Origin of the sequence: Prochlorococcus marinus CUG1415, from assembly GCF_017696015.1 — a bacterium.
GTDB lineage: Bacteria > Cyanobacteriota > Cyanobacteriia > PCC-6307 > Cyanobiaceae > Prochlorococcus_A > Prochlorococcus_A marinus_AE.
On the sequence record NZ_JAAORL010000001.1, the window covers coordinates 410204 to 429973 of the forward strand.

20 protein-coding genes are annotated in these 19770 nt (G+C 31.8%); 9 read left to right on the forward strand and 11 right to left on the reverse strand.

The window, feature by feature from the left end; translation table 11 throughout:
- Positions 1 to 6 precede the first annotated feature (6 nt).
- From HA143_RS02355 to petP, 3 genes are read right to left on the reverse strand one after another with little or no spacing between them, the layout of a single operon-like run.
- Positions 7 to 1776, reverse strand: a complete 1770-nt coding sequence (locus tag HA143_RS02355) for a transglycosylase domain-containing protein (protein ID WP_209083042.1) — start codon at positions 1774 to 1776, stop codon at positions 7 to 9.
- 1 nt (position 1777) lies between these two features.
- Positions 1778 to 2725 (reverse strand): chlorophyll synthase ChlG, encoded by a 948-nt coding sequence (gene chlG, locus HA143_RS02360; protein ID WP_209083043.1) that lies wholly within the window; start codon positions 2723 to 2725, stop codon positions 1778 to 1780.
- Positions 2726 to 2733: 8 nt separating this feature from the next.
- Positions 2734 to 2958 (reverse strand): cytochrome b6f subunit PetP, encoded by a 225-nt coding sequence (gene petP / locus HA143_RS02365; RefSeq protein WP_209083044.1) that lies wholly within the window; start codon positions 2956 to 2958, stop codon positions 2734 to 2736.
- A 59-nt stretch (positions 2959 to 3017) separates the two neighbouring features.
- On the opposite strand from petP, the gene hisF reads away from it, so the two are divergent.
- Both hisF and ubiE read left to right on the forward strand, forming a co-directional pair.
- The gene (hisF, locus tag HA143_RS02370) at positions 3018 to 3788 is read left to right on the forward strand and encodes an imidazole glycerol phosphate synthase subunit HisF (protein ID WP_209083045.1); all 771 of its coding nucleotides are present in this window, start codon (positions 3018 to 3020) and stop codon (positions 3786 to 3788) included.
- 44 nt (positions 3789 to 3832) lie between these two features.
- Positions 3833 to 4534 (forward strand): bifunctional demethylmenaquinone methyltransferase/2-methoxy-6-polyprenyl-1,4-benzoquinol methylase UbiE, encoded by a 702-nt coding sequence (ubiE, locus tag HA143_RS02375; RefSeq protein WP_209083046.1) that lies wholly within the window; start codon positions 3833 to 3835, stop codon positions 4532 to 4534.
- Between the two features lie 5 nt (positions 4535 to 4539).
- Here ubiE and HA143_RS02380 read toward each other — a convergent pair whose 3' ends face one another.
- Positions 4540 to 5001, reverse strand: coding sequence for a DUF721 domain-containing protein (locus tag HA143_RS02380; RefSeq protein ID WP_209083047.1), 462 nt, complete (start codon positions 4999 to 5001; stop codon positions 4540 to 4542).
- Positions 5002 to 5100: 99 nt separating this feature from the next.
- Here HA143_RS02380 and HA143_RS02385 point away from each other — a divergent pair, with 99 nt between their 5' ends.
- The gene (locus tag HA143_RS02385; RefSeq protein ID WP_209083048.1) at positions 5101 to 5859 is read left to right on the forward strand and encodes a biotin--[acetyl-CoA-carboxylase] ligase; all 759 of its coding nucleotides are present in this window, start codon (positions 5101 to 5103) and stop codon (positions 5857 to 5859) included.
- Here HA143_RS02385 and HA143_RS02390 read toward each other — a convergent pair.
- Together HA143_RS02390 and HA143_RS02395 are read right to left on the reverse strand one after the other, a co-directional pair.
- The gene (locus HA143_RS02390; RefSeq protein ID WP_209083049.1) at positions 5852 to 6538 is read right to left on the reverse strand and encodes an ABC transporter ATP-binding protein; all 687 of its coding nucleotides are present in this window, start codon (positions 6536 to 6538) and stop codon (positions 5852 to 5854) included. The genes HA143_RS02385 and HA143_RS02390 overlap by 8 nt on opposite strands.
- Positions 6539 to 6553: 15 nt before the next feature.
- A complete protein-coding gene (locus HA143_RS02395) occupies positions 6554 to 8074 on the reverse strand; it encodes an NAD(P)H-quinone oxidoreductase subunit N (protein ID WP_209083050.1) in 1521 nt (506 codons plus the stop codon).
- A 175-nt stretch (positions 8075 to 8249) separates the two neighbouring features.
- On the opposite strand from HA143_RS02395, the gene topA reads away from it, so the two are divergent.
- From topA to HA143_RS02420, 5 genes are read left to right on the forward strand one after another with little or no spacing between them, the layout of a single operon-like run.
- On the forward strand, positions 8250 to 10856 hold the full coding sequence (gene topA, locus HA143_RS02400; RefSeq protein ID WP_209083051.1) for a type I DNA topoisomerase: 2607 nt from the start codon (positions 8250 to 8252) through the stop codon (positions 10854 to 10856).
- 8 nt (positions 10857 to 10864) lie between these two features.
- Positions 10865 to 11449 (forward strand): hypothetical protein, encoded by a 585-nt coding sequence (locus HA143_RS02405; protein ID WP_209083052.1) that lies wholly within the window; start codon positions 10865 to 10867, stop codon positions 11447 to 11449.
- Positions 11450 to 11469: 20 nt separating this feature from the next.
- Positions 11470 to 12108, forward strand: coding sequence for a DUF2232 domain-containing protein (locus HA143_RS02410; RefSeq protein ID WP_209083053.1), 639 nt, complete (start codon positions 11470 to 11472; stop codon positions 12106 to 12108).
- An 11-nt stretch (positions 12109 to 12119) separates the two neighbouring features.
- On the forward strand, positions 12120 to 13277 hold the full coding sequence (locus HA143_RS02415; RefSeq protein WP_209083054.1) for a nicotinate-nucleotide--dimethylbenzimidazole phosphoribosyltransferase: 1158 nt from the start codon (positions 12120 to 12122) through the stop codon (positions 13275 to 13277).
- Positions 13278 to 14276 (forward strand): hypothetical protein, encoded by a 999-nt coding sequence (locus HA143_RS02420; protein WP_209083055.1) that lies wholly within the window; start codon positions 13278 to 13280, stop codon positions 14274 to 14276.
- Here the strand turns inward: HA143_RS02420 and HA143_RS02425 are convergent.
- Positions 14265 to 15407 (reverse strand): aldo/keto reductase, encoded by a 1143-nt coding sequence (locus tag HA143_RS02425; protein ID WP_209083056.1) that lies wholly within the window; start codon positions 15405 to 15407, stop codon positions 14265 to 14267. The genes HA143_RS02420 and HA143_RS02425 overlap by 12 nt on opposite strands.
- Before the next feature lie 112 nt (positions 15408 to 15519).
- Here HA143_RS02425 and HA143_RS02430 point away from each other — a divergent pair, with 112 nt between their 5' ends.
- Positions 15520 to 16173 carry a riboflavin synthase gene (locus HA143_RS02430; RefSeq protein ID WP_209083057.1) on the forward strand — a complete coding sequence of 218 codons (654 nt, stop codon included), beginning with the start codon at positions 15520 to 15522 and terminating at the stop codon, positions 16171 to 16173.
- 9 nt (positions 16174 to 16182) lie between these two features.
- Here the strand turns inward: HA143_RS02430 and HA143_RS02435 are convergent, their stop codons facing one another.
- From HA143_RS02435 to coxB, 4 genes are all read right to left on the reverse strand, one after another.
- Positions 16183 to 16536, reverse strand: a complete 354-nt coding sequence (locus HA143_RS02435; protein ID WP_209083058.1) for an AbrB family transcriptional regulator — start codon at positions 16534 to 16536, stop codon at positions 16183 to 16185.
- Positions 16537 to 16634: 98 nt separating this feature from the next.
- Entirely contained in the window at positions 16635 to 17237 is a 603-nt protein-coding gene (locus HA143_RS02440) for a cytochrome c oxidase subunit 3 (protein ID WP_209083059.1), read from the reverse strand.
- Between the two features lie 6 nt (positions 17238 to 17243).
- Positions 17244 to 18869, reverse strand: coding sequence for a cytochrome c oxidase subunit I (gene ctaD / locus HA143_RS02445; protein WP_209083060.1), 1626 nt, complete (start codon positions 18867 to 18869; stop codon positions 17244 to 17246).
- A complete protein-coding gene (coxB, locus tag HA143_RS02450) occupies positions 18866 to 19669 on the reverse strand; it encodes a cytochrome c oxidase subunit II (RefSeq protein ID WP_209083061.1) in 804 nt (267 codons plus the stop codon). The genes ctaD and coxB overlap by 4 nt, the downstream gene beginning before the upstream one ends.
- Positions 19670 to 19770 lie beyond the last annotated feature (101 nt).

The following is a 19770-nucleotide window of genomic DNA, read 5'->3' on the forward strand; positions in this document are numbered from 1 at the left end:
TATCATTTAATTTTTAACTGGGATTTTATAAATTTCAGCTATAAATTTCCTCCATAAATAAGCTGCATTCCCACTAGATAATTCGGATTCCTTGTTATCGTCATAACCTATCCAAATTCCTGTTGTAAGGTTATAAAGTGAACCAATAAACCAAAGATCTTTATTCCCATCAGATGTTCCTGTTTTCCCATAAATTTTCTTTCCTTTTATAGAGGCTGCTTTCGAGGTGCCTTCTTTTACAGATTTTTCAAGAAGCTTATTTATTTTTTTGTTTACTTTTAAATCTAATATTTTCTTTGAAGAAAATTTTTTCTTCCAAATGGATTGATTATTAAATGATTCTATTTTTTCTAAGATGCTAGGGCTTTGAATCTTCCCACTATTATTTATTGCAGAATATGCATTTGTAATGTTTAAAAGAGTATCTCCGTAAGAACCAATAGCTAATGATGGGAATTCCTTAAACTCTTGTTCATAACCTAAACCAAATGAATTCGCTAGATTAATAATATTTCTTAAGCCGACTTTTTTTGTTATTGATATTGGAACAATATTGGATGAAATTTTAAATGATTCAATCAAAGATATAGAACCTCTATACTCTTCTGCAAAATTTTTTGGGCAATAACTTTCCCAGCATCTTGGTAAGTCCTCAAATTTATCGCTTAATTTTATCCCCTCTATTAATGCAGCAGCATAAGGAATTATTTTAAAAGTAGAACCTAAAGGTCTTACAGATGAAATCACTCTATTATATTCATTAATTGATGGATTTCTGCTGGTTACCATTGTCCTGATTAGTCCTGTGTTTGATTCGATTGATAACAGAGCAAACTCAAGTTCTTTAGGCCCAGCATATCTTGAAATTTCTTGGGCCTTTTCTTGCCAATCTTTATTGATAGAAGATTTAATCCTTAAAAACTTATAATCACTTTTATTTTTAATTCTTTTATTTGTTGCCTCAAGAATAAAATTTATTAGTAATTTATCATCTAAAAAATTATCAGCTTTTTGATAATTTAAGTTTATTTTCTCTTTAATAGCCTTATTCTTATTTGCAAGAGAAATATATCCATCAACATACATTGATTCAAGAACTTTATTTCTATTTTTAATAGCTAGTTCTATATTTTGATAAGGTGAATAAATTGATGGAGCTGGAGCCAATCCTGCAATTAAAGCGATCTCTGATAATGTCAATTCTTCTATTAGTTTTCCAAAATAAACTTGAGAAGCCTCGTTAACCCCATAAGCTCCTGATCCTAAATAAATATTATTTAAATATAATTTCAAAATTTGATTTTTGTCATATCTAAATTCAAGTATGAGTGATATAAGTATTTCTTTGATTTTTCTTTGGAAACTTAAATCATTATTTAGAAAAAGTAATCTAGCAACTTGTTGCGTAATCGTACTTCCTCCTTCCTTAACATAACCACTTCTAATATTTTGAAAAAGGGCACGTGAAATACTTTTTAAATCTATTCCATTATGTTTATAAAATCTTTTATCCTCCGAAGATATAAAAGAATTTTTAAGAAAATATGGAATTTTATTTTTACTATTGTCTATTTCAAATTTGCGGCTTAATTTGCTCAGTATCTTATTATCAGAAGATGATATTACATAAGAATATTTGGTTGCGCGAGAACTTTTATTTTTAGATATGTCAAATTTTAATGTAGTAAATATTAGATTATAAAAATAAAAAAATATTCCAGAAAATATTAATATAGGAATTATTAAAACAAAAGATTTGGATTTAATCTTTTGCACCTTAAGCAACTAAAAAACTATGTCCTATTGCTAAAGCTGTAACTAACATTCCAGTTATAAGAAAGGGTTGGGCACTTGCTTGATATTTGACATCAAACTTTAGAGGATCTCTTAGTAACCACATATCTTGAAATGTAATTTGTGGAATTACCAATAAAACCAAAATCACAGAGGCTAAATGTTGACCAATAATGACTAATACTACAACCATTGCTAATTGAAAAATGTCAATGAGCCCTGCACTGATTCTGCTTGCATTTTTAATTCCAAATACTACGGGTAAAGAATTCAATCCTAACTTTGAGTCTCCTTCAACGCTTTTGAAATCATTAATAACAGCAATACCAAGCCCAGAGAGGCTATAAGCAAGAGTTAGTAATGCCGTCACAATAGTTAATTTCCCAAACAAGGCTTGTCCTGCCCACCAAGGTAAAGCTATATATGATGCGCCTAATGCATAATTTCCAAGCCAACCATTTTGTTTTAATTTAAGAGGTGGAGCAGAATATATATAACTAACAAAAGATCCTCCTAATGCTAAAAGTAAGACGGAGGGAAAGTTATGTTTAGCATATAAATCTAATAGAAAAGCAACTATTAGGCCTGCAATAAGTAATACCCAGATTTGGATTTTTACATCTTTAATTGAAATTTTCCCAGAAGGAATAGGTCTATTTGGTTCGTTGATTGCATCAATTTCTTTATCAAAAAAATCATTTATGGTTTGTGTATAACCTGCTAGAAGAGGCCCACTCATTAACATGCATGCAAGTGAAGCTAAAACATTACTAAATGTCCATTTAAAATTTCCACTTGCAGCTGCTCCACAAATAACACCCCATATTAAAGGGATCCACGTAATTGGCTTCATTAACTGTATACGAAGTTTCCATATACTTGAAGTTTCAGAGGCACCCTTAATGCCTAATAGTTGTTTGGGATCATTCACTTTACTCTTTAACCTTTCTCAATTTCTTCTGGGAAAAACCAGTTTTGTGAACCATTTTGAAATTTTGCGGTGATTCCAATACTCCTGCCGTCTGTCATCTTATAGCCTGTTATTACAGCTTTAGGATTAGAGGATATTTGATCAATTAATTTAGCAGGTAGTCTATCTTTTACTTTGTTAATGTTAATTTTGATTTTACTACCGATTTTGGGTAATAATTTTGTTTCAGCCATAAGAGGTAAAATGGAAGCTATTATGCAAGATTAACAGCATTTGGACAATTTTTACTAAAATGGTAGCTCTTCGTTTAATTCCTTGTTTAGATGTCGCCAATGGCAGAGTCGTTAAAGGTGTAAATTTTGTTAACTTGAGAGATTCAGGTGATCCTGTTGAATTGGCTTGTAGGTATTCTGATGAAGGCGCAGATGAATTAGTATTTTTAGATATTAGAGCAAGTGTGGAAAATAGGAAGACATTAGTTGGCCTTGTCTCTAGGACAGCAAAAACAGTAAAAATCCCTTTTACTGTAGGTGGAGGTATAGATTCTGTTTCTTCTATTAATGATCTTTTAAGAGCAGGAGCGGATAAAGTGAGTTTGAATTCCGCAGCGGTAAGAAATCCTGATTTAATTTCTAAAAGTTCTAGAGAATTTGGTACTCAATGCATCGTTATAGCAATTGATGCAAGAAGAAAAGTTAATAAGGTTGATGAATGGGAGGTATATGTAAAAGGAGGGCGAGAAAATACTGGAATAGATGTATTAAGTTGGGCAAAGAAAGTTGAGGAATTAGGCGCGGGGGAAATATTGCTAACTTCAATGGATGGTGATGGGACTCAGAATGGATATGATTTAGATCTAACTGAATCTGTTGCCAATATTGTTAACATCCCAGTAATTGCTTCTGGAGGAGCAGGCTCTCTAGAAGATATCTATAATGTTTTCAAAGAAGGCAGGGCATCAGCAGCACTTTTAGCATCATTACTTCATGATAAGAAACTTACTTTACAAGAAATAAAAGAATTCCTCCTAGAAAAAAAACTTCCAATTAGACCATATGAATAAAAATTTATATTAATCCCCAAAAAAAAGTACTTTAAAATTTAAAAATGAAATTCACAAAAACTATCGAAGTTAAAAATATATTTAATAAAATTTCTTATAAATATGACTTTTTGAATAATTTATTAAGTTTTGGACTGCACAAATTATGGAAAAGGAAATTAGTTAATTTATTGGAACCTTTAAATGGTGAAGATTGGGCTGATTTATGCTGTGGGACAGGAGATTTAGCATTCTTAATTTCTGAGAGAGTAAGTCCAAGGGGCTCAATTACGGGTATTGATAGTGCCAAGGATATCCTCAATATTGCAAAGAAAAAATCAGAACTAAAAAAAAATAAATTTATTAAGTGGGAAATTAAAGATGTTTTAGAAATTAATGATTATTCAAAAAATTTTGATGGAATTTGCATGTCCTATGGATTAAGAAACTTGAATAATGTTGAAGAAGGCATAAAAAAAGTTTTTTACCTTTTGAAAGATAAAGGAAGGGCAGGATTTCTGGATTTTAATCACTCAACAAAAAATTCTTTATCTAATATTTTTCAGAAAGTATATTTGAGATTTATTGTAGTGACCATTTCGCGCCTTTTTAATTTAAGTCCAGAGTACGCATATATTGAAAAAAGTATTAGAAATTTTCCAAAGAAAAATGAGCTTATAAAAATTGCTCAGAAAGTTGGATTTAAAAAAGCTGAATATAAAACTATTTTTTGGGGGCAAATGGGAATACTGATTTTAGCTAAATAAAGAATTTAGTTATTTATTTTTCTCCAACAAAAAGAACACTTTCCCCATCTTTTGATTTCGCCCTCAGGAGTTGGGGAATTACAGATATTACAAATACAAATATTATTTTGATGGATTCTGCTTGGATGCTTAGCCCAGACTACCTTTGCATTCGTAGCTTTAATATTTTTATTTTTAAGTTCATAATTTTGTATTATTTTTATTTCATTCAAAGTTATTCCAATTTTCTCTATTCTCTCTTTTAATTTATGCTTGTTGTAGATTAAAGCTTGGCGCCACTGTGGATGATTTACTGCAATAGTAAGTATTTTTTTTTCAATATTTAATGGTTTGCATTCTTGAAATAGTTCCAAACCGATTAAGTCCTTCCAGTTTTCGTTGATTTTAGAAAGTTTATCTAAGTCACCCCATGATTTTTTGAAATTATCAAGACAATTTTTTAATGGATGTGGATTCCTGCTATTCACTATTGGCAAATACTTTTTGTCCAATTTGTAAAATTTACTTATTCAGATTAAAGTTAATCTAATCTTCAAAAAGATGCTCGTTGTTTTAATAAAGAATTTGTGAAAGTTATTGGATCTGCAGCAAAGACAGTTTTTTATTTAAAAAAAATTCATGGTCAATATCCAAGTTGGAAACTTCAGTACAAAATAAAATGCAAAAGTACTGAAAATGAGCTAACAAACTGGCTTAGATATTCTGAAATAAAGAGAAACCAGCCAGTAGCGATAATAGCAAGAGAACAGTTCTCAGGGGTTGGCCAAAACTCAAGAACTTGGGTTTCCCCAAAAGGAGGGATTTGGTTAAGTGCAGCTTACCCAATATTTTCAAAAGAATTTACAAGCCAAATATTTAATTTGTCTTTAGGAATTAAGATATGTGAAATGCTTAGAAAAGAAAATATAAATGTTTGTTTGAAATGGCCTAATGATATTTTATTTGGTTCAAAAAAGTTGATTGGATTTTTACCAAGGGTGATAACAAGAGGCAAGGAAATTATATATGTAAGAATAGGTCTTGGCATGAATGTTTTAAATCATACTCCATCAGAAGGTATTTCATTATCAAAAGTACTTCAAACTAAGAATATTAATCAACATTATTGGACCGCCAAAGTTCTTAAAGCTTTTCATGATTCAGTTGAATGTAATAACAAAAAAGAATATGTAATCAAATCGGCGAATAAGTTCCTTGCTAAAAGATTTTTACCTAGTGGTTTTTGTTCTCATATATGGAAAATTAAAGATATTAATTCCAATGGGAATTTAAGAATTTACAATGAAACTCAAGAGAAAGTACTTACAGGTTCTAATTCTAATTAACTTTTAATTCAACTATTTTCCCATCTTTAAATTTGGCTATTTTTTTTGCACGATTTGCAACTTCATCTTCGTGCGTTACCAAAACTATTGTTATTCCTGATTCATGTAGTTTGTCAAACAGATCTAGCACATCTTCAGTCGTTGTTGAATCTAGTGCACCGGTTGGTTCGTCTGCTAACAGTATTGCAGGTTTGTTTATCATAGCCCTAGCAATTGCTACTCGCTGTTGTTGACCTCCTGATAATTGATTAGGGCGATTATTCATTCTTTCAGCAAGACCAACTTGTTTTAGGGCATTCTTACCTCTCTCTATTCTTTGCTCAGGAGCAATACCTGCATAAATCATTGGTAAAATTACGTTCTCAAGTGCTGTTGCGTCTGATAGCAGATGAAATTGCTGAAAAACGAATCCTAATTTTTGGTTACGTATCTCTGCAAGCTCATCATCAGATAAATTCTCAACTGGGATACCATTTAATTTATAAATACCTTCTGATGGCCTATCTAGACATCCAATAATGTTCATAGCAGTACTTTTACCCGAGCCACTAGCTCCCATTACAGCTAAATAGTCACCTTTAAAAATTTCTAAGTTTATACTATCTAGAGCTTTAACAGTTAAATCACCCTTTCCATATGTTTTAGATATTCTTTCTAAAGTTGCTACTTTCTTAGGCATTTATTGGGAAGTTCTTTAGGAAATATTGTTTGTTATGGCAATAATATCTTGTAAAAAAGGCGTTTCTGAAACTGCTGTGTTAGCTAATTTAAAAAGAGGGTTAGAAAGGATCCCCCCTAGAGCTGTGACCCCCACACAGGTATAAAGTGCAATTCTCAAGGGAGGTAATCCTACAACCTCCCAATTTGTTTCAGGATATGATTTGACTATCTCAGAAGCTTCCTGAGGTTCTTTTACTACCATCATTTTTATTACTGAAATATAGTAATAAATAGAGATAACTGAAGTTACTAGCCCAACTATTACTAATAAATATTGATGATTAGCCCAACCAGCAAAGAATAAATATATCTTTCCAAAAAATCCTAACATTGGAGGTAAACCTCCAAGAGAAAGAAGACAAAGGCTTAAGCCTAATGTAATCAGAGGATCTTTTTGGTAAAGTCCTGAGTAATCAATAATTCTGTCAGAACCAGTTCTTAGAGAAAATAGTATTACACATGAAAATGCACCCAAATTCATAAATAAATATGCAGCTAAATATAAAACTGAAGCTGATAAACCGTCTTGAGTACCAGATACTATTCCAATCATTACAAATCCTGCTTGTCCAATAGAACTGTAAGCTAACATCCTTTTCATTGAGGTTTGAGCAAGGGCCACAACATTTCCTAGAGCCATACTCAATATGGCTAATATAGTAAATAAAAGTTTCCATTCTTCATCGAAAGAAGAAAAAGTAGTGCTCAATATTCTTATTGCAAATGCAAACCCTGCTGTCTTTGATCCAACAGATAAAAAAGCTACTACAGGTGTAGGTGATCCCTCATACACATCAGGAGTCCATTGATGAAAGGGAACTGCAGCGATTTTAAATGCAACAGTTGACAATACAAATACAAGAGCTAAGGAAGTAATAAATGATGGTTTGTTTATAATCTCTAAACCAATTATTTCTAAGTTTGTTGAACCACTTAATCCATAAAGAAAAGAGGAGCCATACAAATAAACTGCAGCAGCAGCTGACCCAACTAGCAGATATTTTAAAGCTGCCTCTGAACTTCTTGGATCCCTCTTTAGATAACCAGAGAGTAAATAGCTTGCTACCGATAAAGTCTCCAGAGATATAAATACACTAATGAGGTCAGTAGATCCACACAAAAGCATTGCTCCTAGAGTTGCCGAAAGAATTATCGCTGCGAACTCGCCAATAGGGCTGCCACTTTGTTCTGTATAACGCCAACTTATAAGTAATGAAACTAAAGTTGATAAAGATATTATTGCTCTGAATGCGATTGCTAAATTATCTGAATTAAAGGAACCAAGAAATGCACTATTTACTGGATTACTCCATTGCAATGCCAAGCTAAATAGAGAACTGCCAATTGATAAATAGCAAATTATTGGTGCCCACTTTGAGGCGGTTTTTTCTCCTGCTAAATCTACAAGAAGAGTCCCAACAATACCTAGTAAAATAAAAGCCTCTGGAATAATGGCTTGAGCATTTAAATTAATTGTAAAGATTTCGTTGGGCACTTTATTAAATTGGATTAAATTAGATGTTTGATTGTAAGAGTCAAAGAGTTAATCTTAACTTAATTATAATTTGTGGGTATGAGTTTTGAAATTTTCAGGAGAAATTACTTGAAAAAGCTTCAAATAAACATAATATGCCCTAACTGAACAAAAACACCAATTTTTGAAATAAACCTTGGATCACACACTTGTTATTGTTGAAAGTCCCACCAAAGCAAAAACCATAAGAAAGTTTTTGCCTTCTAATTATGAAGTTCTTGCTTCAATGGGGCATGTAAGAGATCTTCCAAAAGGAGCTGCTGAAATCCCTGCTGCAGTAAAAAAGGAAAAATGGTCAAGGATAGGAGTTAATACAACAGAGGATTTTGAACCACTTTATATAGTTCCAAAAGATAAGAAAAAGGTTGTTAAAGAGCTGAAAGATGCATTGAAAGGTGCTACCCAACTATTACTGGCAACTGATGAAGATAGAGAGGGAGAGAGTATTAGCTGGCATCTTCTGCAAATACTTAATCCTAAAATACCTACTAAGAGAATGGTTTTTCATGAAATTACAAAAAAGGCAATTAAAAAAGCTTTAGATCAAACAAGAGAAATTGATATGGAACTTGTCCAGGCTCAAGAAACAAGAAGAATCTTGGACAGGCTTTTTGGATATGAATTATCTCCTTTACTTTGGAAGAAGGTGGCTCCCCGATTATCTGCTGGACGTGTTCAATCAGTTTCTGTAAGACTTCTTGTTAGAAGAGAGAGAGAAAGAAGATCCTTTAAAAAAGCTAGTTACTGGGGGATTAAAGCTTCTCTAGTAAAAGATAATGTTACTTTCGAAACTAAATTATTTAGCTTGAACGGTCAAAGAATTTGTAATGGTTCCGATTTCGATGAACAGACCGGCAAATTAAAACAAGGAAATAAATCTTTGATAATTGAAGAAGAAAAGGTAAATGATTTATTGAAGACTTTTTCCTCTGAGGATTGGTTAGTCTCAAAAATCGAAAAAAAACCATCCACTCGCAAGCCAGTTCCTCCATTTACAACTAGTACATTGCAACAAGAAGCAAATAGGAAGCTTCGTTTGTCTGCAAGAGAAACTATGAGATGTGCACAAGGGCTATATGAGAGAGGTTTCATAACATATATGAGGACTGATTCAGTCCATCTTTCCGAACAAGCCACAAGAGCTGCTAGAGAATGTGTCAGTACAATGTATGGAAAAGAATATTTATCTGACTCACCAAGACAATTTAATTCAACGGCAAGAAATGCTCAAGAAGCACACGAAGCTATTAGGCCAGCAGGTGAGGTATTTAAAACACCAAAGGAAACTAACCTGACTGGTAGAGATTTATCTCTTTACGATTTAATTTGGAAAAGAACTGTAGCTAGTCAAATGGCCGAAGCTAGGCTAACAATGATTAATGCTGAAATTAGTGTGGGGGATGGATTATTTAAATCTAGCGGGAAAAGTATTGATTTCGCGGGATTCTTCAGAGCTTATGTGGAGGGAAGTGATGACCCAAGTTCATCCCTTGAACAACAAGAAATTATTCTCCCAAACTTAATAACTGGAACATGTCTTGAAGTTACCAATCAGGAATCTACTTTTCATGAAACTAAACCACCTGCAAGATATACAGAGGCTGCATTAGTTAAAGTTCTTGAAAAAGAAGGGATTGGAAGACCTTCTACCTACGCAAGCATTATTGGGACAATTGTGGATAGAGGTTATGCAAATATATCTTCCAATACTTTAGCTCCAACGTTTACAGCTTTTGCTGTTACCGCTTTATTAGAAGAACATTTTCCTGATCTAGTTGATACTACGTTTACTGCAAAAATGGAATCTTCATTGGATGAAATATCTTCAGGTAATCTTGAGTGGCTACCATACCTCGAGACTTTCTATAAAGGTAAAAATGGTCTGGAGGTGAAAGTTCAGAAAACAGAGGGTGATATTGATGGTAAAGCTTATAGACAAGTTGATTTCGAAGATCTTCCTTGCGTAGTCAGAATTGGCTCTAATGGACCTTGGCTAGAGGGTACAAAAATTGATGAATCTGGTAATGAAATTCAGGCTAAAGGTAATCTTCCAATGGATATTACTCCTGGAGATTTAGACATCAAGCAAGTTGATCAAATTTTAAGTGGCCCATCAGATCTTGGAACCGATCCAAAAACTGGTGAAAAAGTCTTTTTAAGATTTGGCCCTTATGGACCTTACGTACAATTGGGAAATAATGATCAAGATAAAGCTAAACCAAGAAGAGCTTCATTACCCAAAGAATTGAAAACTGATGATCTAACTCTTGATGAGGCTCTAGTTCTTTTAAGTTTGCCTAGATTGTTAGGAGTTCATCCTGAAGGCGGTGTCGTTGAGGCTGACAGAGGAAGATTTGGACCTTATATTAAATGGATTAAAAATGAAAATGAATCTGAAAACAGATCATTAAAGAAAGAGGATGATGTCTTTACAGTTGATATAAAACGAGCATTAGAAATTCTTGCGATGCCAAAAATGGGTAGAGGAGGTCAAGAGGTACTTAAAGATTTTGGCAAGCCGAAAGAATTTAAAGAAAAAATCCAAATATTAAATGGAAGATATGGGGTCTATTTAAAATGTGGCAAAACTAATGTTTCGATTGCCAAAGATACTGACTTAGAAAAATTCTCCATAGATGATGCTTTATTTCTTTTAGAAGAAAAACTAAAAGATAAAAAAGGATCTATTTCAAAAAAAACAAAAATAAGAAATAAAAAAACCACTAGGAAAAAGAAAAGTTAGAAAAGAATATGATTTTAAAAAAAAATGAATTTTTTTTATTAATTTTTTTAATTTTATTGCAATCATGCTCTGGAGGGAGGATTGGAAATTTTCTTGAAAGTAGTTTTAATGATTTAGAAAAAATAAGCCAAAATGAAGATTTACAAAAAAATTTAGGCAATAAACAACTTGTAGTAAAAGAAAACAAAAAAATTGATCAGAAAAAAAATAAAAAAATCAAAAAAGTAGAAAAGCCAAAAAATGTTATAGAAAATAAAAAGGATATAGATTTAGAAACAGAAAATAAAGAAATTGATCAGAAAAAAAATAAAAAAATCAAAAAAGTAGAAAAGCCAAAAAATAATCTAGAAAATAAAAATGATATAAATTTAGAAAATATATCAAAACAAAAAAATAACAAAATTAAGAATTCTTCAAGAAAAAGAAAAATTGAGCTTCAATCCTACAAAATAATATTCATCTTGAAAGATATAGATCCAAAAGATCTTACGGAAGAGTTAAGTTCCATATTAAGTAATTCTGAGGTAAATTTTGAAATAGAAAAGATTGAACGTATCTTAGATTCAAAAAATAAAAGTATTAATAAAAATTAATTAAAAATATTCAACAAAAAATGAAAATAACAACAAAAACTGAAGCATTAAATATTGTCGAGACCTCATATTTAGCATCTCTTTCGTCTTTATTATGGGTTGCACTATATTATTTGCCAATTGGGGGAGCTTTATTAAGGTTGATTTTACCCCTCCCAATGATCATATTGCAATTGAGAAGAGGAACTAAAACTGCCTTGGAAGGACTCCTAATACAATTTCTACTTTTATTCATAATTATGGGTCCTGTTAGAGGAACTTTATTTTTATTTCCTTATGGCATCTTGGCTTTTTGGTTGGGCTGGTGTTGGTTTAAAGAAAAGAGTTGGAAAATTAGTTTAACTGTAGGAGTTATTATTGGAACTCTAGGCTTCTTCCTCCGAGTAATAGCATTATCTACGTTGGTTGGCGATAATCTTTGGGTGTTAATTACTAGAGCGAGTTATGGTCTAATAGAAAAGTTCATTGGATTATTAGATTTACCTTTTTCTCCATCAATTTTGAGTATCCAATTAGGTGCAATTTTATTAATAATTTTTCAAGAAATAGTTTATGTTTTAACGGTACATGTAGTTGCCTATTCTCTGTTCCCAAGATTTAAATTAACTATCCCAGATCCTCCAAGATTATTAAATAACTTAGTTGATTTCAATAATTGAAAAAAATAAGAATGTATAGTAAACAATTAGGGATAAATTTTTTTGGTAATGAATCCAATCAAGAAAGACAACTTAATAGGATAGAAATACTGAAAAAGGATATAAATAATTTCAAAATATTTCTTGTAATTGCAGGCACTAATACATCTCAAATTTCAGGAATTTCCGCTGCAGGTATTAATGCAAAATCAAGGAGAATAACTGCGCTCGCAGATGCCGAATTTTTGCTTAAGGGTGCTTCAAAAGATCATAAATATAAATTGCCTCTCCTCAATGCAGGAGTAACTCCTGCCCTAATAAGTCATGTTTGTTCAAAGCTTATAAATATTTATCCAGATATTGTTCCTCTTGGAATAGGAGTAAAGCCTTATTTTAATCATTTGGTTGTAGAAGATAGAGATTTGGGACCATCAAATTGTCTTACTACTGGTAAATCCATGCCCAAAGAGAGAGTTATAAATCTCTATGAAAGAGGTCTTGCGATAGGGAAATCCACAAAACAACCCATCTTAATTTCTGAATCTGTACCAGGGGGCACCACAACTGCTCAGGCAGTAATGGAAGCTTTTGGTTTGCAGGTGTCTGATTTAGTAGGGAGTAGTTTATTTAAAGCTCCAAGAGAACTAAGAAGAAAAGTAGTTCAGAAAGGACTTTTAAATGCAAATCTCAAGACTAATTTTGACTCTTTTGATGTTGTCGCATCAGTGGGAGACCCTTTCCAAGCTTTCTCAATGGGTTTATTAATTGGTGCTAGATTAGCAAAACAACCTGTAATATTGTCTGGTGGAAGTCAAATGATGGCTGTCATTTTGCTTGTATTAGAATTCTTAGGTGCAAAAAATAAAGATGACTTTATTGAGGATGTTTTTATTGCGACAACTGGCTGGCTTATAAAAGATAATTCTCTAAATGATTTATTAAATTTAATTAATGAGAAATACGATATCAAATTATTAGGTTTAGCAAGCCCTTTAAATTTTAAATCGTCTATATATAAAGAATTGCAGGATTATGAAATAGGCCATGTCAAAGAAGGTGTAGGTGCTGGTGGAATATCAATACTTGCATTTTTGAATGGGTTTAAAAATCACGAAATAGTTTCATTGTGTCAACAAAATCTGGAAATGATGAAGGGTCTAGGTCAAATTTCTTTAGAGAAGGATTGCTGAATGTTTTCAAAATTTGCAACCAGAAGAGAATTTTTAAATTGTGGTAAGCTTTCGCTTTTATTTCTATTAAACTCTTGCAGTAATATTCCTAATAAAGTAAAGATTGCACTCCAAAATTCTTTTTATCCACAATCTTTTAAAGATACGATTCCAAAAGATTGGAAGCAGGAAAAATTTAATTTTGAAAGTATCCAGCTACAAAAAAATAGAAACATAATTTTCAATTCTGACTTTACTTTAATAAACGATGGATGGATTACTAGTTTAGATTTTGCTGAATTTGAAAAAATAAATGAATATCCACTGATCGAAAATTTGGATAAGAGATCGATAGATTTTTTAGGAAGTTTTAATCAAAATCAAAGAAGTAAACTATTTCCTATTGGCTTAGTACCTTATACAATTATCATTAAAAATAATAGAGAATTAATAAATGCAGCTAGAAATTCTTGGGATTTCCTTCTTTCTAAAAAATTAACTGGAAAAATAATTTTTCCAGAAAGTCCCAGAATAATATTGTCAATTGCTAACAAAATAAATTCATTTAATTCTTTAAAAAAACTTAAAAGCCAAGCAATGTTATTTGATGATAAAAATATGCTCAATTGGTTGCTTAATTCTCATGCTTGTGTCGCAATAGTTCCTTATAGTCTTTGCTCAAAATATTTAAAAATAGATCCAAGACTTTCTTTGGTTTTCCCAAATCAAGGTGTACCTTTGATGTGGCATTTTCTACTTAGTCGATCAAATCTAAATAATGAAATATTAATTAAATGGATTAAATCTTTAGAAAATAAATCAATAGTAGATAAATTAGTAAGTCAAGGTTGGTATCTACCATTCAATAGTGATTATTTGCAAAGTAAATATAACTCTGAGATAAACACAATATCAGGACCTTCTAAGAAATGTTGGGATAATAGTTGGTCTTTCCCTCTCCTAACAAATGAACAAAAAATTAATCTTGAAAATTCCTGGAATGAATCTTTAACCCCATAATCTTTTTTTAGGAGTTTCAATTAATAAGTTATTGGTTTCCTTTAATAAATTTGGTATGTCTAATTTACTAGGACATTTAGGAACACATTCATTACACTCTTGACAAAATGAGGCATTTTTTTCTTCCCACCAGTGGCCAGCTTTTCCTATTAAATTGTATCTTTCTTTTGAAAATTCTAATTGGCCATAACCAATAGATATATTCCTTAAACGAAGTATTTCTGGAATAGGTATTTCATTTGGGCATGGCACACAACATCTGCATTGTTCACATTTTGTTGAGCTTAATCTTTCGTTAGCCACTTCCTCAATTTTATTGAGGGCAATTATTTCAGGTGTTGTGAGCCTCTCGGAAGAGTTTCTAAGTTTATTAGCAAATTCAAAATCTTTTTTGTTTGTGGCCCCCAAGGACAAAGTTGTAATGCCTTTTGCCAAAAGAAATCGATACGCTAATTCTAATGGATGAAAAGGCTTTGAGGCCTCTAACAAAATATCACTTGGAGAATATAATCTACCGCCTTTATCAGCGGGCGATATTGCTAATACTCCCATACCTTTTTTTATGGCTTGCTCTGCCAAAGTAATTTTAGATTGATCTAAATAATGTAAATGTAGGCTACAAAAACTAAAAACTTCACAGTTAATTGCTTCTTTAATTAGTGAATAACTTCCGTGTGAACTAAAGCCAACTTGATCAACTAGTTCCTTCTCAAGTATCCATGATATGAATTTCTTACCCTCTCCCTCTAGAACCCAAGCTAGATGTTGTTTTAAATTGAGTCCATGAATTGCAAGATTATTAATTTTCTCGCGATTTAAATTTTTAAGAGAATTTTGAAAATTTTTTTTTAAAAAGTTAAAATCACCCTTTGGTAAAACTTTGGTAGTAATCACCCAGTTTTTTTCGGGTATGTTGTCTACTAATGCTAGTTTTTTTATTGAATTTCCAATGAGTGATTCGGCATTACCATAAGAAGGTGCTGTTTCTATGTGGTTAATTCCTACATAATATGCATTTTTTATTATGCTATACATTTTTTCTAGACTCTCAGTTGCTCGCATTGTCCCTAAAGTGAATAAGCTCACTTTCGCCCCTCTACCAAATGATCTTTTTTGTGAATTAATAATCATCTAAATATGATCAATTTCTTTTTATTTACTCTTTAATTTATTTATAGTTGAAAATGATTTAAAGTAAATTAAAGTAAATACAAAATTTTGCAAAAATATTTTTTTTAAATCTATGTTCACAGGAATAATTCAATCAATTGGAAAACTAAAACAAGAAAAAAATATTTTAGAAATTGAAATTTTAGATAACTTATTTGATATGGCAATCGGAGATAGCATAGCTGTTGATGGGATTTGTTTGACAGTTAAAGAGATTTTTCAAAATAAATTTACTGTTGATGTTAGTGAGGAAACATTAAAAAAAACAACTTTAGGAGTAAAGTCGAACCTTAATCAGATTGTTAATTTGGAGCCCGCTCTTAGGGTATCTGATCGTCTAGGAGGGCATATAGTCAGTGGACATGTTGATGGCCTTGGAACAGTTGAGAATATAGAAAAATTAGAGAAATCTTGGCTTTTATCCATAAAGTGGAAAAATAATAATTTTTCGAAATATGTAGTTAATAAAGGTAGTATTTGTGTAAATGGTATAAGTCTTACAATTGCAAAATATGAGCAGGAAGGAGAAATATTTACTATTGCGATAATTCCTCATACTTGGCATAACACAAATCTGAATAAATTAAATGTTGGTGAAAGCGTAAACCTTGAGGCAGATGCACTAATTAAATATGTAGAGAAATTACTTTTATTCAATAAAAATAGTAAAGAAGATTTCTCATCAAATAATATTTCTTTGGAGTGGCTTAAAGAAAACGGTTGGTGAAATATATTTTTAATTTAATGGAACCAGATAAATTGTTTTTGACTCTTTTTTTAGATCGATTTTGAATTCCTGACCAGGTTCTAGACCTAATTTTTTGGTGTAGGCATGACCAATTAATAGGTTCCCATTGCCATGAACTTTAGTTTTAAATTCTGCCTGTCTGCCTCTTGAAGCTCTATTACCATTTTTCCCTTGACGACCATTTCCTATTTTGTAACCCTTAGCTGCGATAAGCGCTCTGTAAAAACTTTTTCTTAAGACTCTACCGCTTGGACCAACATAACCACAGCCTTTGGCTATCTCATCTTCAGATTGTTTACTTAATAATTTTGCTTTCTCAAGAAGTTCTTTTCCTTCTAGCATTATCTAACAAATTTCTAATTATATATTCTTACTAAAAATAGAGAACTGTGGCAATATAAATTAATAAAAAATATATTTAATTTTTAAAATTTAGTTTTTCATAAAAGATACAAAATAATAAATAAAATAACCCATATTCCATCTACAAAATGCCAGTACAATTCAACAGCTTCCAATGGGAATATATTTTGACTAGTGACTCTTCCACCATTAATTCTCGATTGCCAAGCAATAATTAAAATCATTAAAGTGCCTAAAGTGACATGTAATCCATGAAAACCAGTAAGAGCATAAAAAGTACTTGCAAATAAATTATCGGTTAATCCAAATGGTAAATGAAAATATTCAAATAATTGACATATTAAAAATATAATTCCAAGAAATGCAGTAAAAAACAACCATTTTTGGGAATCAGAGTTTTTATCTTTTAAAAGTGCTTTACCTGCTTTATGGAAAGTTGCACTACTAACAAGTAATAAAATTGTATTTAGTGTAGGTATTGGGAGTTCTAATTCATAAATAGCACCATCAGGTAATGGATTTACTGCTTTATAAGTTAAATAAGCAGCAAAGAATCCAGCAAAAGTCATTCCGTCCGCAATTAGGAAAGTTATGAGACCAAACATTCTGAAGTCTTCGTGTGTTTCCTTAACTTCAGAATTATTTTTTTGAATTTCTTTTGAACTATCTAGAGTTGTCATATGTTTTTATTTTTGTTCAGAAAATTGTTTACCATAACCATAAGGTTCTTCAACTAATGGAGCTTCGCCTTCCCAATTTTCAACTGGAGGAGGAGAAGATGTTAACCATTCAGGTGTAAGAGCATTCCAAGGGTTATCTCCAGCATCTTTTCCATTTCTTACACTAATGAAAACATTAATTAAAAAAGGAATTGTACTTATAGCCATTAAGAGAGCTCCAAGACTACTAATTTGATTAACGAACTGGAATTGAGGATCATATTCTGCAACTCTTCTCGGCATTCCATTTAAACCGAGCCAATGTTGAGGAGCAAAGCACAAGTTAAATCCAATAAAGGTAATGATAAAGTGTAAAATTCCTAATTTTTCATAAAGCATTTTCCCAGTTACTTTGGGGAACCAATGATATATCGAAGAGAAAATAATAAAAACTGTCCCCCCATAAACTATGTAATGAAAATGGGCTACAACGAAATAGGTATCATGAACGTGAATATCGAAAGGTACCTGTGCCAAAGCAACACCTGTAATACCTCCAAAAACAAAATTTATAATAAATCCACAAGAGAATAACATTGCACTATTGATGGAAATTTTACCTCCCCATAAGGTTGCAACCCAATTGAAAAATTTTATACCGGTTGGAACAGCAATAAATGCTGTCGCTATAGTAAAGAACAATCTCATCCAAGGGGGCGTTCCACTTGTAAACATGTGATGTGCCCAAACAACTAACCCTAAAACTACTATCCCCATTATTGAAAAAACCATTGTTGTATATCCAAAAAGTGGTTTTCTAGCATGTACAGGAAGTATTTCACTAACTAAACCAAAGGCAGGAAGGACCATAATGTAAACTGCTGGATGAGAATAAAACCAAAATAAATGCTGATAAACTACGACATTGCCACCTAAAACAGGATTGAAAAACCCTGTTTTAGCGATGATATCGAAGCTAAGCAGAATTAAGGTGCCTGCCAAAACAGGAGTTGATAAGACAACTAATAGACTTGTCCCAAGCATTGCCCAACAATACATTGGCAATTGCATGAGTTTTAATCCTGGTCTTCTTAATTTGATAATGGTGGCGATAAAGTTTATCCCACCAAAGATAGAACTGCCTCCGAGTAATAGAACACTCAGTATCCAAATTATTTGTCCCGATTGAGGAGTAGTTATGCTCAAAGGTGGATAAGCCGTCCATCCAGCCTGAGCAGCCCCCTCAACAAAATAGCTTGCTACTAGCATCAAACCCGATGGAGGAATTAACCAAAAAGCTACGGCATTTAATCTTGGGAATGCCATATCTCTTGCACCCACATAAAATGGAATTAAATAATTTCCAAAAGCACCGTTAACTACAGGCACTATCCAAAGGAATATCATTATTGTTCCATGTAAGGTTAAAACTTGGTTATAAACATCTCTTGGCATAAAGTCAGACATTGGACTAGCCAGTTCAATTCTTATAGCGCTAGCTAAAGTTCCGCCAATCAAATAGAAAAGAAAACCGCAAACAAGATATTGTATTCCAATCACTTTATGATCGAGACTAAAACTAAAGTATCTAAGCAAGCCTTTAGGTTGAAGACTTTCATTATTAGTTTTTTGTGGATCAATTGATATTGTCATAAATTCACCTCTGTTTTTTTATTTTTGTCAAACCAATCGTTGTAATCAGATTCTTCTTCAACAATTATCGAGGCTCTCATTCCCCCATGATATGGGCCACATAATTCTGCGCAAATTATTGGATATTTCCCTACTTTCGTAGGAGTGAAATTTAGAACAGTTGGTTGTCCAGGAATAATATCCTGTTTAATTCTGAACTCTGGCACCCAAAAAGCATGAATGACATCTTTAGATTCCATTTTCATCGATACTTTTTGATCAACAGGAACGTGTAGCTCTCCTGATATAAAATTTCCTTTGGGATAATTGAATAGAAATGCAAATTGCATAGCCGAAACTTCAATTGATAAATTATTTTTTGATATTTCATTATCGGAAGTTTGACTAATTCCAGCCCATATTTTTTCAGGATTTGAACTCATCATTTCATGGTTATGATTTAGTTCCTTCATCCCTCCCATTCGGTCGTAGATGTTGTAACTATATAAACCTATTAATAAAACAATTATTGAAGGGATAATTGTCCATACAATTTCTAATCTTAAGTTTCCCTCTAAAGCTATACCATCGCCTATCTGATCATTCCTTTTCCTAAACTTAAATAAACTATAAATAACAGCTATTGTCATTCCTATAAAAATAATTAAGCCTATGATGAAAAGAATTTTAAAGAGTTCATCGTAAATTGGAGCATTAATACTTGCTTCAGCTGGGAGCAAATTTACATTGAATCCGATCCAAAAAGATATAGAAAAAACGAGTGAAATTATTAGTATTAAATAAATGTTTTTATTTAACAATTGATGTCTAAAAATTTGTATTTATATTTTTAAGATATTCAATATTTAAAATTCTGCATCCTTTATTAAAAGAAAATCATTTAAATTCATAACTTCTTAAG

Bases quoted from the DNA above. Each gene is read 5' to 3' on its own strand.
- petP (WP_209083044.1), bottom strand. From the start codon at position 2,958: ATGGCTGAAACAAAATTATTACCCAAAATCGGTAGTAAAATCAAAATT.
- hisF (WP_209083045.1), top strand. From the start codon at position 3,018: ATGGTAGCTCTTCGTTTAATTCCTTGTTTAGATGTCGCCAATGGCAGA.
- ubiE (WP_209083046.1), top strand. From the start codon at position 3,833: ATGAAATTCACAAAAACTATCGAAGTTAAAAATATATTTAATAAAATT.
- HA143_RS02390 (WP_209083049.1), bottom strand. From the start codon at position 6,538: ATGCCTAAGAAAGTAGCAACTTTAGAAAGAATATCTAAAACATATGGA.
- HA143_RS02405 (WP_209083052.1), top strand. From the start codon at position 10,865: ATGATTTTAAAAAAAAATGAATTTTTTTTATTAATTTTTTTAATTTTA.
- HA143_RS02410 (WP_209083053.1), top strand. From the start codon at position 11,470: ATGAAAATAACAACAAAAACTGAAGCATTAAATATTGTCGAGACCTCA.
- HA143_RS02415 (WP_209083054.1), top strand. From the start codon at position 12,120: ATGTATAGTAAACAATTAGGGATAAATTTTTTTGGTAATGAATCCAAT.
- HA143_RS02420 (WP_209083055.1), top strand. From the start codon at position 13,278: ATGTTTTCAAAATTTGCAACCAGAAGAGAATTTTTAAATTGTGGTAAG.
- HA143_RS02425 (WP_209083056.1), bottom strand. From the start codon at position 15,407: ATGATTATTAATTCACAAAAAAGATCATTTGGTAGAGGGGCGAAAGTG.
- HA143_RS02430 (WP_209083057.1), top strand. From the start codon at position 15,520: ATGTTCACAGGAATAATTCAATCAATTGGAAAACTAAAACAAGAAAAA.
- HA143_RS02435 (WP_209083058.1), bottom strand. From the start codon at position 16,536: ATGCTAGAAGGAAAAGAACTTCTTGAGAAAGCAAAATTATTAAGTAAA.
- HA143_RS02440 (WP_209083059.1), bottom strand. From the start codon at position 17,237: ATGACAACTCTAGATAGTTCAAAAGAAATTCAAAAAAATAATTCTGAA.
- ctaD (WP_209083060.1), bottom strand. From the start codon at position 18,869: ATGACAATATCAATTGATCCACAAAAAACTAATAATGAAAGTCTTCAA.